Origin of the sequence: Acinetobacter sp. ANC 3781 (genome assembly GCF_004331285.1) — a bacterium.
Classification (GTDB): Bacteria; Pseudomonadota; Gammaproteobacteria; order Pseudomonadales; family Moraxellaceae; genus Acinetobacter.
Genome location: NZ_SJOH01000003.1, coordinates 77412 through 93956, shown reverse-complemented (window position 1 = coordinate 93956; position 16545 = coordinate 77412). Strand labels below are relative to the sequence as shown.

The following is a 16545-nucleotide window of genomic DNA, read 5'->3' as shown; positions in this document are numbered from 1 at the left end:
AGGCGTATGGAATTTAGCAATCACTTTAAAAGAAAACTAAAAACCCAACAGCAAATTGGGTTATGGGTTGGTTTGGCAGATGCTTACGCTACAGAAATTGCAGCCAATGTCGGATACGACTGGTTGCTGATTGATGGGGAACATGCGCCAAGTGATTTAAGAACCACACTTTCTCAATTACAAAGTATCGCAGCATACCCATCTCAGGCAGTGGTACGTCCACCCATTGGCAGCGTACAACTGATTAAACAGTTGTTGGATATTGGCGCACAAACCTTACTGATTCCGATGGTGGAAACGGTTGAACAAGCAGAACTGATGGTGAAAGCAGTCCGTTATCCGCCTGAGGGCATTCGTGGTGTAGGTGCAGCTTTGGCACGTGCGACGCGTTGGAACAGTATTCCGAATTACTACGAGACAGCCCATGAAAATATTTGCCTGTTGATTCAGATTGAATCAGTCAAAGGTCTGGAAAACCTAGACGATATTTTAAAGGTGGATGGTATTGATGGGGTATTTATTGGTGCTGTTGATTTGTCTGCAACCATGGGCTATCAAGGCAATCCAAACCATCCGGAAGTGCAAAAAGCAGTAGTTGATGCGGTTCAGCGTATTCGTGCAGCAGATAAGGCCGCGGGGATCTTATCAACACAGCATGAAGCCACGCAGCAATATTTGGAACTTGGTACAGAGTTCGTAGCAATAGGGGTTGATACCAGTGTGTTGATGAATTCACTTCGTGAACTTTTGGCCAAATATAAAAATGGGGTAGATGTACCTAAGGTCTCGGATGGGTATTAATTTAAATAATGCGGAACAACTGCGCGGGCTGAAAACAGCCCCTGACTTTTTAGCGAGTCGGGGCTTTTGTATTAGTATGCGTATTTTAAATCGGTATAGTCATTTAACGACATGGCCACATGCTTGTTAATGAATTCACGGATATCGTCGCTAGTCATCGGCTGACCTTGTTTGGTAATCACGTGTTCCATAGGCGCTTGATCTACAGCAGTAATTTTGTAAACAAAGTTACAAACCACTTTATAATTTGAATCAGCTTTGACCATGCAAGTCACGTAGCTATAAGCATGTTCAAAATTCAGATCAGTATGAGAAAAGATAAACTGGTCAAATAATTTCAGCGCTTTACCATCTTGCAGTGCTTTTAATTCATCCACAATATTACTTTCGAACTGTACAGCGTAGCGCTCCGAAACAGGCTTTCCATCAATTAAAAGTGAAACTTTACCGTCATCATGATGGGTTACGGTGATATTGCTAAAATCAGACATGCAGATCTCTAAAATTGAATGAAATGATAGAGGCTGATTATGTTGAATTGTTTTACAAATCAAGAAATGATTCGGTATGTTGATTATATTCAGGATAAATAAACAACAATTGTGAACTTCTTAATGCACTGTAAATGAATTCGCTTTTATTCGATCAAAATGGCTTGAGTAGCTAAAATTAATAAGTCCAAGTCTTTAATTCTAATGTTTGATGAACTTGTTCGGAATCAATTTCTAAAATTTGAGCTTCATGTTCACGCCAGTCGCCTAAAACAATACGTGATTTACCATTTTCATTATGGATATTAGGGCGGTGGGTATGTCCATGGATCAGTACATCCACTGTTTGAAGTGATTGTTCAACGGCTTTTGGGTTCACATCCATAATCTGATAAGACTTCATTTGCTTAGTTTCGGCACTTTTTTTACGGAAACCATTCGCCAGTTTTTGACGGAAAATTAATGGCATACTTTTAAGAAAACCTAAAAGGAACGGATTACGAATAATTTTACGGAATTTCTGGTAGGACACATCATCGGTACAAAGTAAGTCGCCATGTTCAAGACGTATCTGGAGGCTACCAATCTTTAAGGTATCTACCTCAGGCAATATACAACCATTGAACTGCTTTAAAAAGCGTTGACCCAGTGCAAAGTCACGGTTGCCGACTTGAAAGTAAACATGATTACCGGCTTGAGTGAATTGTTGTAAAGCGCGGACAATTTCATCTAGCCATGGGGCAGAGTAGTCATCTCCAATCCAAGCATTAAACCAATCGCCTAGAATATAAAGCTGCGTGTCTTTATTTTTATAGTGTGCCAATAAATCCAAAAACCCCCGAACGAGTCGAGGGTGTTCAGGTGACAAATGTAAATCGGCGATAAACAGATGGGTCACGTATTTTCCTTAATAGTTCCTCTAAAGTCCATCGAGTGAATGGAGGGACTATGTCCTTAATATTATTCCTTTTTAAAGCAATGCCTTAAAACTTATTAAAGACGCAGAGGACGTTTTTTATTCAGAAATAATTTTAGCAGATTCAATTACTACATTTTCTAAAGGAACGTCAGCGTGGTAACCACGGTTACCGGTACGAACCCCTTTAATTGCTTCAACCACATCTAAGCCTTCAACAACTTTACCAAATACTGCATAACCCCAACCTTGTGCTGTTTTACCAGTATGGTTAAGGAAAGAGTTGTTTTTCACGTTGATGAAGAACTGAGCAGATGCAGAATGAGGTGCTTGAGTACGTGCCATTGCAACCGTACCTTCTTCATTGCTTAAACCGTTGTCAGCTTCGTTTTCAATAGAATCACGAGTTGCTTTTTCTTTGAAGTTTTCATCCATGCCGCCGCCCTGGATCATGAAGTTTTCAATTACACGGTGAAAAATCACGCCATCATAGAAGCCGTCACGAACATATTCTAAAAAGTTAGCAACAGTCTTAGGTGCTTTTTCAGAGTTTAATTCAAGAACAATACGTCCTTTATTGGTGTTTAATTCGACTTGAGGAAAACTCATTTTATAATCTCCTAATCATGGACAAAAAAAGCCATGGGTTTTTGGTTGAGAGAAGCATAAGCAAACTGTAAACTACAAGGCAAGCAAAAACGTTACTTTCTTTGTTAAAAATTTAGAAAAGCGTTTTAATTATCCTATTTTATCTTATAGAAGTGATTTATCAACTATGAAGCCGAATGATGTTGTTTCATCCCTGCCAAATAACCCGACAACTCAAAATCAATCTGTCGATGCTGCGCAGCAAGAACAACAGCCTGGCTTAGACTTTGTACGCCAAGTGATTACTGACGATCTAGCAGCAGGCCGTACACAACAAGTGGTAACACGTTTCCCGCCAGAACCAAATGGTTATTTACATATTGGTCACGTGAAGGCGATTTGTCTGAACTTTGGCATTGCCCAAGAATTTGATGGCTTGTGCAACCTACGTTTTGACGATACTAATCCAGATGCAGAAGAACAAGAATATGTAGACGGTATTGCCAATGATGTAAAATGGTTAGGGTTTGAATGGAATGGTGAACCTCGCTATGCATCTAGCTATTTTGATCAACTGTACACATGGGCGGTACAACTGATTGAACAAGGCGATGCTTATGTCGATTTGCAAACGCCTGAAGAAATTAAGTTAAACCGGGGTAATTTCGTAGAACCGGGTAAAAATTCACCCTATCGTGATGCTTCATTAGAAGAAAATCTGGCGCGTTTTGAACAAATGCGTAATGGTGAGCTTGGCGAAGGGCAAGCTGTTCTTCGTGCCAAAATTGATATGGCATCTCCAAACGTACATATGCGTGATCCTATTTTGTACCGTGTACTGCATTCTGAACATCACCAGACGGGTGATAAATGGAAAATGTACCCGATGTATGACTATGCACATCCATTATCAGATGCGATTGAAGGCATTACGCATTCATTATGTACTTTGGAATTCCAGGATCACCGTCCGTTCTACGACTGGGTGGTGGAAAAAGTTAAATCGCCATCTGTTCCACGTCAGTACGAATCAAGCCGTTTAAACGTAGACTACACCATTACCTCTAAACGTAAATTACGTAAATTGGTTGAAGGCGGTTTTGTTAATGGTTGGGATGACCCACGTATGCCAACCGTAGTCGGTATGCGCCGTCGTGGTTTCACACCTGAAGGTTTGCGCGATTTCTGTAAGCGTGTGGGTGTCTCTAAAGTGGATGGCAGTATTGTTGATGTTGCAATGCTTGAATACTGTATCCGTCAGTCTTTGGAAAATACCGCTGCGCGTGGTATGGCGGTATTAAATCCACTGAAAGTGACTTTGACCAACTTGCCTGAAGATATGGACTTGACTCATGCACGTCACCCGAACGTAGACATGGGCGATCGTATTATTCCTTTATCTCAAGAAATTTATATTGATCGTAAAGACTTTGAAGAAGTGCCGCCGAAAGGCTTTAAACGTTTAATTCCAGAAGGTGAGGTACGTTTACGTCATGCTTATGTAATTAAATGCGACGAAGTGATTAAAGATGCCCATGGTGAAGTGGTTGAACTGAAATGTTCAATTGACCCTGAAACCTTGGGCAAAAATCCGGAAGGCCGTAAAGTCAAAGGCGTGGTGCATTGGGTTTCTGCAACCAAAGGAGTACCGGCTGAAGTTCGCGTCTATGATCGTTTATTTACTGAAGCTGCTCCAGATGCAGATGACGATTTCTTGGCGAACTTAAATCCAGAGTCTTTAACTGTGCTTCAAGCGATGATTGAACCTGCGTTAGCGGAAGCTCAAGCTGAAGATCGTTTCCAGTTTGAACGTGAAGGTTACTTCGTGGCAGATCAATATGATCATTCGAGCGATAAACCGGTGTTTAACCGTATTTTGGACTTAAAAGATAGCTTTAAGCCAGGTAAATAATTTATTTGTGGTTTAATTTAAGAAAGCTCAACTTCGGTTGGGCTTTTTTGTAGCATCCAAGCAAAAATTGGTTTTAACTATGTATAGTTTCTTATGTAATCTTATAAAATCTATCCTTTTTTCTGCCCTAAAACCTTTCATCAATGCGAAAGTATAGAGATTATCACTGCAAAAGATGAGGCTAAGGAAAATGAATAATGTCGTTATCGAGACACAGATGTTAATTCGTAAACCGGTTGCTGAGGTGTTCAATGCCTTTATCGATCCAGAAATCACTCGCAAGTTTTGGTTTACTTCCTCTACCGGACATTTAATGGAAAATAAAAACGTAGATTGGTATTGGGAAAAATATGAGGTGACGACCAGTGTTTTTGTGGAACAGTTGATCAATAATCAATTAATCCAGATCATGTGGGGCGAACCAAAGTCTACAGTAGATTTTATTTTTGAAAAAATATCCGAGAATGAAACTTTTCTTAAAATCCGTAACTATGCGATTCCTTTAGAAGGTTCAGAGTTAATTGCTTTTGTGATTAAACAGAGCAATGATTTCACTACACTGCTAGATGGTGCTAAAGCCTACTTGGAATATGGTGCACAACTGAACTTGGTCAATGACAGACTTCCGCCCTTTGATTAGTTAAAGGCTTTGAGAAATTTTCTCGATATAAGCATTTTATTAACTGAGCAAAATTGAAATTTTCATTGTGCTTTTTTTAGAGAGTTTGTAGTTGAATAACACGAGTTGAGCAGTACATCTCTTCAGTTTTTTCACGCCCCATTGATATGGGGCTTTTTTTTATCTTTTATAAATAGTGGTTGAATTCAAAATTAAGGATTTTTCTGTTCAGGTTCTTTTAATAGTAAAGAGGGCGGCAGACGTTTTTTTGCTTTATCACGTAATTTTTTCTTGATGTATAACACCAAAGCGAAACAGGTGGTGGTGATGGTCAGCAACATGCTATTCATATAACTCATGATTGAGCTGACATAGCCAATTGTGGTCAGGCGGTTCATCATGCGAATGACTTGTGGACTGCTTTCAATACCGGTAATGGCCCAGGTGCATAAATGTTCGCAATTATTAATAATCAGATGATAGTTGTTTTCGTTCATACGAGAACGCATGCGCCGTACAACTTTACGACCCATGAATTTGGGATTGCTATAGTGTTGAACAATAATGGTTTTGCCAAAACTGAACTTTTCTATTGATGTTATTTCAATTGGACGTTTTTTGAATAAATGTGCAAAACCCGAATAATGAATGACCCGGCCACGCCCTGCATAAATACCATGATGGGAATAGCCTAAGTGTTTAACAATAAGGTGTGTTCCTAAAGGAAACCGGATTTTCTGCTGTTGCATTCCAGACTTAATCAATAAAGTTGCAAAGGTATTTTATTGACCTAGTTTACTGCTTCTCTATGAAAGAGTCGACTATCTCACTAAGCTTAAAACTTCTTTTATAAAAACTTCATCCTTGTATAAAATTTTCAGCCTAAAGCTAGATTGTTCGGGAAAGATAAAATGAAGAATCAATTTTTCTTAAAAGGTACCGTAATTTTCGCTTTAAATTTGGCTCCAACCAGTCATGCAGACGTTTACTCAAAACACTGGCAAAGGGGGACTTTTAATGTAGATATAGTAAAGATAGAACAGTCTCAAAACTTGCGTTTATTTTTAAATGATGCCAAAACAAATCAGCCGCTGCATAAATTTGATGCAGTTCAGAAAAAATTAAGGTCTTGTGAAAAGTTGTTATTTGCCATGAATGCCGGGATGTATCGTTCAGATTATTCTGCAGTCGGTTTATATATAGAAACCTCACAATAAAAGCAGAAATTAAACACAGTAAAACAAGGGTTTGGTAATTTTCATATTCAGCCGAATGGTGGGCTGGCCTGGAATCAGAATAAAAGCATAATCGCCACCACAGATGACTACTCAAAGCTAAAGTTTAATCCAGATTATGCGACGCAATCTGGGCCAATGCTGGTGATTAATGAAAAAATTAATCCAAAATTTTTAGAGCGTTCAGACTCATTTAAAATTCGTAACGGCGTAGGAATTAAAGATCAAACGCTCTATTTTGTGATTAGCAATACTGCTGTAAGTTTTTATCAATTTACACAATTTTTTCAACAACAGTTGAAAGTGCAAAATGCATTGTATCTCGATGGCTCAATTTCAAGCGCATATATCCCCCCATTAAAACATGCAGACTCATTTTTTAAACTTGGCCCCATGCTTGCGTATATTGATACGCAAAACTATCAAAAAGACTAAAAATTTTAAGTTTTAAAATTATCTATTTATGTATTTTATAATTTTAACTGTTTTATTATATTTCATTTATTTTAAATGATTTTAAGCTGAATTTTTATTGTATAAATCTTCAAGTGCTAGATATAAAAATTTGTACTTTGAATTAGACTATTCATCAGTTAAAAGTGATATCCAATTTTTAAACCATAGCCTATGGCGTGATTTTCCCTAAACTCCCCCACTTTTGAAGCTTCTGAAAGGACGGGAAGAGGCAGATCATAAGTTCCATTCTGTGTAGTTACATCTCCCAACCAGAAGTATTTCACTCCGCCTGAAATAAAATAATCAGGTTCGGGATTATATTTTAGTGCTAAACCTACTCCCCAATAGCCCTTCGTTGGATTGAAGATAGAGGCCGGATCGCCTGTACCTGAATCCCAGCCAAGATCAAAAGCACCAGACCATAGGGGAGTCCATTGTTTTGCCACCCCCACAGTGGCGCTCCACTGATTCTTTTGATAGTCATCCAGATTAAATCCACCGGTATAAGTTCCACTACTCATTGTAGTCGTTGCCAGTTGGGATAATGCACCGAATTGGACTGGACGAATCACAAAATCTTTCCAGTTGACCCAACGAATATTGGAATAAAGCAAAGTACTGACCGTAATGCTAGTTTGAAAATCGAGATTAATAGATTGTGGTGTGGAAATTTTAGTTTTACTTTCATCAACCAAAAGCAGAGGTGTCCCTAACACATTTTCGGAAACATTGATTTTGTGATCAATTTTGGAGTGATAGGTCAAGGCGGCTTTTAATGCCATGTCAGGCACTTGATAAGCGAAACCAGCCAGCCAGCCGACAGCCGCATCTTGCTTGAAAATTGCGTTATAACCATTGAAGTCTGCATACACCAATCCGCGTAGAGAAACATGGCCTTTAATGGTTTGAAAGGCCGGCCCTGCATAAAGATTAAAGTTTTTGAAGGGCTGATAACCTAAAATCAGACTGAGATTTTGGCTATCTACATTGATTTGTGTACCTTGTTGGCTCAGTACTGGATCGGAAAAACTGGCATTACGCTTCACCGGATATTCTAAATCTGATCCAAAAGGCTGATCGTACAGGATGCCGAAAGAGAGTTGTGGTTTTAATTGAAGTTTAAGCGCTGCACTATAATATTGAAAACTTTGGCTAATATTATCTGTTGAATAGTCGTCAACACCGGAATTGATCAGGTCGGATCGTGTGTCTAAAGTTCGCCCCGATACTTCGGGATCGGCAGCGGTAATGGAAGCTTCAAAATAATGCCCTACTTCGAGAAAAGGCAGTAAAGATTGTCCGGATTGATCTATAGCTGCGGCTATGCCATGACTTGAGATTAGGCTGCATAATATTGCCAGTCCAGGATAATACGATTTCATATATTTTCCTTTTTATTCGGCTCATTTTTTATTTTTAAGGCATTCTTATTTTACTTTTTATAATTTTTCACATATGAGTAAAGCACTTTTAAATACAGGGGAACAGAGATTTCTAGGCGAAAAGAGAGAAGTATGTTTCTAAGTATTAAAATCGAAGCGTATACGTTTTGCACAGGCAAATAAAAAGGCATTTAGTAAACTAAATGCCTTTAAATTAGACTCTACTATTGGAGGGGTAGGTGCTGTAATTCGTTTAACTCTTTACGGCTATAACCTCGTGAAGCTAGAACCTTTTTAATTCCAATGATGACATCTTCATCAGTGGCTTTAGCTAAAGCTTGAATCAGTTCTTCATTCGATTTACAAGAGCAATCATTTTCGACACACGAGATTTGATTCTTGTGTTCGTTTTGCTGTTGATTAGCAGAAAACAGCTTTTGCCAAAAACTCATAGAGCCTTCATACACAACTTAACATAGTTCGAAATATATCCAATCCACTAAATATTACAAGCCTGTATCAGTGATAAAAGCAGCGTTTGAACTTTAAATTTTCCGATGATAAGCACTAACTTTAACGATATTATGAGATTTACTATTGAGAATTAGTTATAAATGATTAATTTTAAATGAAATAAAAATGAAGCTCAACTGAGCTTCATTTAAATAACAACAGATACAAACTTAACAATGAAATAAATTGTTTAAATCTTTTCCAGTAATACACCCGATTCTACATGATGGGTATAAGGAAACTGGTCAAACATCGCAAATTTGGTCACTTTATGCGTGGTTGATAAGGTCTTCAAGTTGTCTTCTAGGGTATCAGGATTACATGAGATATAAATGATGCGCTCAAAACGTTGAATCAGTTTTAAGGTTTCATCATCAATACCCGCACGTGGTGGATCTACAAACACGGTATCGAAATCATAGCTTGAGATATCAATCTCTGCTTCCTGTAACCGGCGGAATTCACGCTCACCATTATAGGCTTGTGTGAAATCTTCAGCTGAAAGACGTGCCACCTGAATATTATCAATCTGATTCTGTTCAATATTCCACTGAGCAGCATAGACAGAGGACTTAGCTAGTTCAGTAGCCAGTACGCGATTGAACTTGGTGGAAAGCGGCAGGGTAAAGTTACCATTGCCACAGTACAATTCCAGTAAGTCTTTATCTGACTGTTCAGCCGCATTGCATGCCCATTCCAGCATCTTCTGGCAGACTTGTGCATTCGGCTGGGTAAAGCTACTTTCGATTTGCTTGTATTGATAAGTACGATCAAATACCTGCAATTCTTCAACCACAAATTCGTCGCTTAATACCATTTTTTGACCGCGGCTACGACCAATCAATTTGATATTCAGTTTTTCAGCCAGTTGTTTGGCCAAGCTTTCCCATTCGGCATCCAGTGGGCAACGATAAATCATTGATACCAGCATCTCGCCTTTTAAAGTCGCTAGAAAATGAATTTCAAACAAGCGTTTAGACAATACCGGACTGCTTTTCAGTTCTTGCAGCAAAATCGGCATCAATTGATTAATACTTTTATCTGCAATCGGGAATTCGTCAATGCGAATGACTTGTTTCTGGTTATCTTCACTGCGTTCAAACATCGCATAAAACATATCGTCGTCAGTATGCCAAATACGGAATTCTGCGCGCATACGGAAGTTTTGTTCAGGCGACGGAAATACGTCTAAAGAAGGGGGATTAAATTCGGCAAATTGAGCAGAAATACGTGCAATCTTGGCATCAAGTTGTAACTGATAAGCTGAAGTCATATGCAGTAAAAATCACGAACACATTGAAAACAGGGATGGTAACAAAGTTTGAATCAGATGACTAAACTTATTGCCCATTCAGCGGCAGAAATATCGTTTCAACCAAAATTTTGGCTAAATATAAAGAGTATTGATTATTTATAAAAATCTTAAGCTTAATGTGTAAATTAATTTAAAAATCAGTAAATTAGATGGGTAATATAAAAAGAAACCAAGTCGACCTGACCAGGGAGCGGTCGACTTGGCAAAGAGGAAAAACATTAGAGTTATAGAATTAAGCTTTTAAATTTAGCCTTAAGTTAAGGTCATCAGGCTGGCATTCCCTCCTGCTGCAGCAGTATTGATACTGATCGCGCGCTCAATCACCAATCGTTCTAAAGGAATATCGGGATCAAGCGGTTCCAAATGGGTGATGCTGATAATCGCATCTGAGCGGACAGCAATCTGATATTGCAACTTTTGCAGTTGTGCTTGGGTGCCGTGATGTAGCACGGCATCAAAATCATCGGTTTCAATGTTTTGAATCACCATAAAACGCTCGGCAATTTCTTTCGGCATTTTAGAAAGATACTTGAGCACAAAAGTATTTTCAGCCAGAACGACAGGCTGACTGCCGACTGCAAAAATTGCAGCCCATTGCTGAAGTTGATCCTGTTCCTGATCCGCTAAAGACAGCACACGTTTTCTTGGCAGTACTACATATTGATTACTTTCACCGGTTGGACCTTGCAATTCATAATGATGACCAGAGCAAAAAGCAGGGCAAGGCTTCAGATGATATTGAGGAAAAGTTTTTTCAACCCAAGTATAAAAAATCTCGTATAAAGGCTGATGCGCTGGCTGTGTTGCTGTTGATTGAGTTGCGAAAGGAGTTGCCAGTTTTTTAGCAGAGCAGTGCTGCATTAAACGGTACAGGTAAATTGGACCGCCTGCTTTAGGTCCGGTACCGGATAAGCCTTCACCGCCGAAGGGTTGAACACCGACCACGGCCCCGACAATATTACGATTGATGTATAAGTTGCCGACTTCAGCATGTGCAATCATGGTCTGAATAGTCTCATCAATACGGGTATGCAATCCCATGGTGAGGCCATAACCTTTGGCATTGATCTGTTCAAGTAACTGTTCTAATTGACCGTATTTATAGCGAATCACATGCAAGACCGGACCAAACACTTCACGTTGCAAATCATCCAGATTCGGTAGCTCAATTAAAGTGGGCGGAATGAAAGTGCCTTCGGATAAAGCTTGATCCTGTTCAGGATTCAACATCAATTGATGGACGGGATGGCCTTTACTGCGCATCTGATCAATATGTTTTTGAATATTGCTTTGCGCTTCAATATCAATCACAGGGCCGATATCGGTTTTTAATAAAAACGGATTGCCGACGCGCAGTTGTTGCATCGCGCCTTTCAACATATGAATGACGCTATCTGCATTATCTTCTTGCACACAGAGCACACGTAAGGCAGAACAACGTTGGCCAGCACTGTCATAAGCCGAACTCACCACATCAAGAATCACTTGTTCGGTGAGTGCAGATGAATCGACAATCATGGCATTTTGACCGCCCGTTTCCGCAATTAAAGGAATAGGTTGACCCAAAATGCTGAGTCTTTGTGCAAGGGTCTTTTGCAAAATTTTAGCCACATCGGTTGAACCGGTAAACATAATGCCCTGAACACGAGAGTCTCCACTTAATTGCGCACCGACGGTTTCACCCTGTCCGGGAATCAGTTGCAAAACATCTTGAGGAATACCGGCTTGCCATAAGATTTGAATCGCTTGTGCAGCAATCAACGGTGTCTGCTCAGCCGGTTTTGCAAGTACGGTATTTCCGGCAACCAGCGCCGCTGAAATTTGTCCTGTGAAAATAGCCAAGGGGAAATTCCATGGGCTGATACATAATACGGGGCCGAGTGGTTGAATCAATACATCCTGATCCAGATCAATCATTTGTGCAGCATAATAACGTAGGAAGTCGATGGCCTCACGAACTTCTGCAATGGCATTGGCATAGGTTTTACCGCTCTCACGACACAGTAAAATCATCAATTCCTGCAAACGCGATTGCATAATATCTGCAGCGCGTTGCAAACAAGCGGCACGTATATTTTTTGGCGTATTTGTCCATTCAGCTTGGGCACCGACTGCATTATCTAATGCTAGATTGACTTGTACAGAGCTCGCTTCTCGCACAGAGCCGACGACATCGGAGTGATTTGCAGGATTTAAAATGGTGATGAGTTCTGAATGTTCATCAGTCAGATTATTTTCGTTACTCAGGTTTTTACCCAAAGCCTGCGCTTGCCATTGCTGCTGACTGAAATCTTGTGCAGTTTGATTCAGCAGCATTAACTCATGGTCATTGGCTAAATCTAAACCGGCCGAGTTTGGTCGAGTATTGCCGTATAAATCGGGTGCGAGCGGAATAGCCGGATGCTTTTGACCAAGCTGTGATTCTTTGGCTGCATTTTTCAAAATTTCTGAATGTGGATTTTCAATCAGATCCTCAATTCTTAAGGATTTATCTGCAATACGATTCACGAAAGAGGTATTAGCGCCGTTTTCCAGTAAACGTCGTACCAGATACGCCAGTAGCGTTTCATGATTGCCGACTGGTGCGTAAATACGGCAAGGCACACCCAGTTTGTTATCTGTTTTATCGCCAACCACTTGCTCGTAGAGTGGTTCACCCATGCCATGCAGACACTGGAATTCATATTGACCGCTGTAATATTGATTCGGATCAGCCAAATGGTAAATCGTGGCAAGGGTTTGGGCATTGTGCGTCGCAAACTGCGGATAAATCTGTTGTGGGGCATCCAGAAGTTTTTTGGCACAGGCAATATAAGATAGATCAGTATGTACTTTACGGGTAAATACCGGATAGTCAGTCATGCCATCAATTTGAGCTTTCTTGATTTCGCTATCCCAGTAAGCACCTTTAACCAGACGAATCATCAAACGTTTTTGACTGCGTTTTGCTAAATCCACCACGTAATCAACTACGTTAAAGCAACGTTTTTGATAGGCCTGAATCACAAAACCAATCCCTTTCCAGTCGGCAAGGCTAGGCTCAAAACACAGACGTTCTAATAATTCTAGGGAAATTTCCAGACGCTCAGATTCTTCGGCATCAATGTTTAAACCAATATTGTAGTGTTTCGCCAGTTCCGCCAATTGCAGCACTTTAGGATACAGCTCGTCATGTACGCGGCTGATTTGTGCACGCTGATAGCGCGGATGCAGGGCAGATAGCTTGATCGAAATGCCAGGACCATCATAAACATCTTTGTCTTTAGATGCTTGACCGATGGCATGAATCGCATTGCTATAATCTTGATAATAACGTTCAGCATCATGTTCTGTGAGTGCCGCTTCACCGAGCATGTCATAAGAATATCGAAAGCCTTTGTCTTCCAGAGGTTCTGCATGTTCTAGCGCTTCTTGAATGGTTTCACCAGTAACAAACTGTTCACCCATCATCCGCATTGCCACATCTACCGCTTTACGGATAATGCCGCGACCACTACGTGCCAAAAGCCCGGTCAGTACACTGGATAAACTTTTTTGTTTCGGTGTTTCCATTAGTTTGCCAGTCAGCATGAGACCCCAAGCTGCGGCGTTGACAAACATCAGGCTACTTTGTCCGACATGCTCTTTCCAGTTGCCCTGATTAATTTTGTCGCGAATCAGCAGGTCACGGGTGGCACTGTCCGGAATACGAAGCAAGGCTTCAGCCAGACACATCAGGGCAATGCCTTCTTGAGAGGATAATGAAAATTCTTGCAATAAACCCTGAACGATTCCCGCTTTACCATTCGAGCTTTTACGTTCACGCAGGGTATGGGCAAGATTGAACGCCAAGTCATAAATACGCTGGTTCAATTGTTCAGAAATCTGGCTATGTTCAAGCAGGTTTTCAACACACTCAGGTTCCGCACGGCGCCAGGCAGTATTAACCTCAACTTCATAATCATTCTTTTCTTTGAATTCAGTAATATATTCAAAGTGAGGTTTTGCCAGATTGAGGCGGGTTTCTGTATCCATCATATTCATGCCAACGTCCTGTGACTGCCAATTTTTTTGTTGAGTCAAATACCTTATATAATTTATGATTACAGAAAGGATGCCGAATAACTCACTATAATTTTTATTCATTTTAGAGAATAATTCAGATGACAAGCCCGATTTTTACATTGGACAGAACAGATATCAAAATTTTAGATATTCTGCAAAATGATGGACGAATTTCAAATATCAAAATCGCTGAAGCGGTGAATTTATCAGCCACTGCAGCGCTGGCACGGGTACAGAAGTTAGCCAAAGATGGTTTTATTTTAGGCTATGAAGCCAAGTTGAATCCTGACATGCTGAATGCCAGTTTTGTGGTGTTTGTGGAAATTTTACTGGATAAAACCACACCTAATGTATTGGAGGAATTTTCTGAGGCGATCATGCAATATCCTGAAATTGTGGAATGCCATATGATTAGCGGCGGTTTCGATTTCGTGGTGAAAATTCGCTGTGCCAATATGGAAGAGTTCCGCAGAATTTCAGGACAGGTGCTCTGGCAATTGCCGGGAGTAAAAGAAACACGAAGCTATCCGGTGATGGAAGTGATTAAAGAAAGCTCGAAAATTCATCTTAGAAGTAAAGGACAAAAATAGAAGCAGTAAAAAGGGGCTTAAGCCCCTTATCTTTCAATAAAACTCAAGTAGAAATCATCTGAGTTTTATTAGGAATTTTCAGTTTGAGCCGGTATTCCATTTTTTAACTCAGCCATTTCTTTTTTATACAAATCATCCGCCTGTTCAAAACGTTGCAATACTTCCTGAGAAGGCATTTTTTCAAGCAAACTCACCACAACAATGCCCACGAATGACAGAATAAAGCCCGGAATAATCTCATAAAGTCCCGTATTGGCCAGGGTGTTCTTCCACAAAATAACTGTTAAAGCACCGATAATAATTCCAGCAATCGCGCCGTTTAAGGTCATACGTTTCCAGAATAAGGACAGGATAATCAGCGGGCCAAAAGCAGCACCAAAACCTGCCCATGCATACGCAACAAGACCAAGCACTTTACTGTTCGGGTTGCTTGCAAGTGCAATAGCAAGAACAGCAATCGCTAAAACCATCAGGCGTCCTACCCAGACCAATTCCTTTTGTGACGCATTTTTGCGTAGAAATGATTTATATAAATCTTCAGTCAAGGTACTTGAACAGACCAAAAGCTGACAACTCAGCGTACTCATTACTGCGGCTAAAATGGCAGCCAAAATAATACCGGCAATCCATGGGTTAAACAGAATTTTAGTCAGTTCCATAAAGATCGTTTCTGGATTTTGCGAAACGACTGAAGATAATTCGGGGTGTTGCTGGAAATAGGCAATCCCGATATAGCCTGCACCAATCGCACCCGCTAAGCACATAATCATCCAGCTCATGCCAATACGACGTGCAGCAGGAATCGTCTTCACAGAATCGGCTGCCATAAAACGCACCAGTATATGCGGCTGACCAAAATAGCCTAAGCCCCAAGCTAGAGAAGATAAAATCGCAACGGTACTTAAACCTGAAAGCATATTGCTGGCGTGTGGTCGAGCAGTTTCAATCACGGTTGCAAAATGTTGACTGTGATCACCCAGTGCGAGATAAGCCATAATCGGGGTTAAAATTAAGGCGAAAATCATCAATCCAGCTTGAAAAGTATCGGTCCAGCTAATTGCAAGAAAGCCACCGATACACACATAGCTAATGGTCGCAATGGCACTGATCCAAAGCGCAGTGGTGTAAGTCATACCAAAAATACTTTCAAATAATCGAGCACCTGCAACCATGCCAGAAGCACAATAAATCGAGAAAAAGACCAGAATTACGAGAGCTGAAATAATCCGCAGCACACGTTTACGATCCGCAAAACGACTGGTGAAATAATCCGGTAGGGTTAACGCATTATTTTGAACTTCGGTATGCACACGTAAGCGACCTGCAACCAGCAGCCAATTCAGCCATGCACCGATAATCAAACCAATGGCAATCCACGCTTCCGATAAGCCTGACAGATAAATTGCTCCGGGCAGGCCCATGAGCAGCCAGCCACTCATATCGGATGCACCTGCTGAAAGTGCAGTAACAACACTCCCTAGACTACGCCCACCCAAAATATAATCTGAAAAGTCGGTGGTCGCCTTATAGGCATATAGCCCAATTCCGACCATAGCGATGATATAAAAAATAAATGTGATTAATGTCGGGTTCAGTTGACTCATGTGCTCATCCTTCTGTCCTTATGCATTCATCTATCCGAGATGAATTTTTATACTGGTCCTGTAAGGCGCTGATTCAAAC

At 40.5% G+C, this 16545-nt stretch carries 13 protein-coding genes and 1 pseudogene; 5 read left to right on the top strand and 9 right to left on the bottom strand.

Going from position 1 to position 16545, the window contains the following annotated elements; genetic code table 11:
• Positions 1 to 6: 6 nt before the first annotated feature.
• Positions 7 to 801 (top strand): 4-hydroxy-2-oxoheptanedioate aldolase, encoded by a 795-nt coding sequence (gene hpaI / locus E0H89_RS03310; RefSeq protein ID WP_131214417.1) that lies wholly within the window; start codon positions 7 to 9, stop codon positions 799 to 801.
• A 71-nt stretch (positions 802 to 872) separates the two neighbouring features.
• Here hpaI and E0H89_RS03305 read toward each other — a convergent pair whose 3' ends face one another.
• The 3 genes from E0H89_RS03305 to E0H89_RS03295 all read right to left on the bottom strand — a co-directional run bounded on the left by E0H89_RS03305 (position 873) and on the right by E0H89_RS03295 (position 2817).
• The gene (locus E0H89_RS03305) at positions 873 to 1292 is read right to left on the bottom strand and encodes a hypothetical protein (RefSeq protein WP_131214416.1); all 420 of its coding nucleotides are present in this window, start codon (positions 1290 to 1292) and stop codon (positions 873 to 875) included.
• A gap of 178 nt (positions 1293 to 1470) precedes the next feature.
• Entirely contained in the window at positions 1471 to 2190 is a 720-nt protein-coding gene (locus E0H89_RS03300) for a UDP-2,3-diacylglucosamine diphosphatase (protein WP_131214415.1), read from the bottom strand.
• 117 nt (positions 2191 to 2307) lie between these two features.
• Complete coding sequence (locus E0H89_RS03295) at positions 2308 to 2817, bottom strand: peptidylprolyl isomerase (RefSeq protein ID WP_131214414.1); 510 nt, start codon at positions 2815 to 2817, stop codon at positions 2308 to 2310.
• A 166-nt stretch (positions 2818 to 2983) separates the two neighbouring features.
• Between E0H89_RS03295 and E0H89_RS03290 the strand changes: the two genes are divergently transcribed.
• Together E0H89_RS03290 and E0H89_RS03285 are read left to right on the top strand one after the other, a co-directional pair.
• A complete protein-coding gene (locus E0H89_RS03290) occupies positions 2984 to 4708 on the top strand; it encodes a glutamine--tRNA ligase/YqeY domain fusion protein (protein ID WP_131214413.1) in 1725 nt (574 codons plus the stop codon).
• Positions 4709 to 4898: 190 nt separating this feature from the next.
• On the top strand, positions 4899 to 5348 hold the full coding sequence (locus E0H89_RS03285; RefSeq protein WP_250697820.1) for an SRPBCC domain-containing protein: 450 nt from the start codon (positions 4899 to 4901) through the stop codon (positions 5346 to 5348).
• Between the two features lie 191 nt (positions 5349 to 5539).
• On the opposite strand, the gene E0H89_RS03280 is transcribed toward E0H89_RS03285, so the two are convergent.
• Positions 5540 to 6076 carry a lecithin retinol acyltransferase family protein gene (locus E0H89_RS03280; protein ID WP_131214412.1) on the bottom strand — a complete coding sequence of 179 codons (537 nt, stop codon included), beginning with the start codon at positions 6074 to 6076 and terminating at the stop codon, positions 5540 to 5542.
• 162 nt (positions 6077 to 6238) lie between these two features.
• Between E0H89_RS03280 and E0H89_RS16960 the strand changes: the two are divergent.
• Positions 6239 to 6997: pseudogene (locus tag E0H89_RS16960) on the top strand (phosphodiester glycosidase family protein).
• 158 nt (positions 6998 to 7155) lie between these two features.
• Here E0H89_RS16960 and E0H89_RS03265 read toward each other — a convergent pair.
• From E0H89_RS03265 to putA, 4 genes are all read right to left on the bottom strand, one after another.
• The gene (locus E0H89_RS03265) at positions 7156 to 8400 is read right to left on the bottom strand and encodes an outer membrane protein transport protein (protein WP_131214409.1); all 1245 of its coding nucleotides are present in this window, start codon (positions 8398 to 8400) and stop codon (positions 7156 to 7158) included.
• Between the two features lie 224 nt (positions 8401 to 8624).
• Positions 8625 to 8852 (bottom strand): hypothetical protein, encoded by a 228-nt coding sequence (locus tag E0H89_RS03260; protein ID WP_131214408.1) that lies wholly within the window; start codon positions 8850 to 8852, stop codon positions 8625 to 8627.
• Positions 8853 to 9103: 251 nt separating this feature from the next.
• A complete protein-coding gene (gene trmA, locus E0H89_RS03255; RefSeq protein ID WP_131214407.1) occupies positions 9104 to 10186 on the bottom strand; it encodes a tRNA (uridine(54)-C5)-methyltransferase TrmA in 1083 nt (360 codons plus the stop codon).
• A gap of 294 nt (positions 10187 to 10480) precedes the next feature.
• A complete protein-coding gene (gene putA, locus E0H89_RS03250; protein WP_131214406.1) occupies positions 10481 to 14251 on the bottom strand; it encodes a trifunctional transcriptional regulator/proline dehydrogenase/L-glutamate gamma-semialdehyde dehydrogenase in 3771 nt (1256 codons plus the stop codon).
• A 119-nt stretch (positions 14252 to 14370) separates the two neighbouring features.
• On the opposite strand from putA, the gene E0H89_RS03245 reads away from it, so the two are divergent.
• Complete coding sequence (locus E0H89_RS03245) at positions 14371 to 14862, top strand: Lrp/AsnC ligand binding domain-containing protein (protein WP_131214405.1); 492 nt, start codon at positions 14371 to 14373, stop codon at positions 14860 to 14862.
• Positions 14863 to 14930: 68 nt separating this feature from the next.
• Here E0H89_RS03245 and putP read toward each other — a convergent pair whose 3' ends face one another.
• Complete coding sequence (gene putP / locus E0H89_RS03240) at positions 14931 to 16466, bottom strand: sodium/proline symporter PutP (RefSeq protein WP_131214404.1); 1536 nt, start codon at positions 16464 to 16466, stop codon at positions 14931 to 14933.
• Between the last annotated feature and the right edge of the window lie 79 nt (positions 16467 to 16545).

What these genes read in the sequence shown, in the direction of transcription:
- hpaI (WP_131214417.1), top strand. Translation starts at nt 7, where the DNA reads ATGGAATTTAGCAATCACTTTAAAAGAAAACTAAAAACCCAACAGCAA.
- E0H89_RS03305 (WP_131214416.1), bottom strand. Translation starts at nt 1,292, where the DNA reads ATGTCTGATTTTAGCAATATCACCGTAACCCATCATGATGACGGTAAA.
- E0H89_RS03295 (WP_131214414.1), bottom strand. Translation starts at nt 2,817, where the DNA reads ATGAGTTTTCCTCAAGTCGAATTAAACACCAATAAAGGACGTATTGTT.
- E0H89_RS03290 (WP_131214413.1), top strand. Translation starts at nt 2,984, where the DNA reads ATGAAGCCGAATGATGTTGTTTCATCCCTGCCAAATAACCCGACAACT.
- E0H89_RS03285 (WP_250697820.1), top strand. Translation starts at nt 4,899, where the DNA reads ATGAATAATGTCGTTATCGAGACACAGATGTTAATTCGTAAACCGGTT.
- E0H89_RS03280 (WP_131214412.1), bottom strand. Translation starts at nt 6,076, where the DNA reads ATGCAACAGCAGAAAATCCGGTTTCCTTTAGGAACACACCTTATTGTT.
- E0H89_RS03265 (WP_131214409.1), bottom strand. Translation starts at nt 8,400, where the DNA reads ATGAAATCGTATTATCCTGGACTGGCAATATTATGCAGCCTAATCTCA.
- E0H89_RS03260 (WP_131214408.1), bottom strand. Translation starts at nt 8,852, where the DNA reads ATGAGTTTTTGGCAAAAGCTGTTTTCTGCTAATCAACAGCAAAACGAA.
- trmA (WP_131214407.1), bottom strand. Translation starts at nt 10,186, where the DNA reads ATGACTTCAGCTTATCAGTTACAACTTGATGCCAAGATTGCACGTATT.
- putA (WP_131214406.1), bottom strand. Translation starts at nt 14,251, where the DNA reads ATGAATATGATGGATACAGAAACCCGCCTCAATCTGGCAAAACCTCAC.
- E0H89_RS03245 (WP_131214405.1), top strand. Translation starts at nt 14,371, where the DNA reads ATGACAAGCCCGATTTTTACATTGGACAGAACAGATATCAAAATTTTA.
- putP (WP_131214404.1), bottom strand. Translation starts at nt 16,466, where the DNA reads ATGAGTCAACTGAACCCGACATTAATCACATTTATTTTTTATATCATC.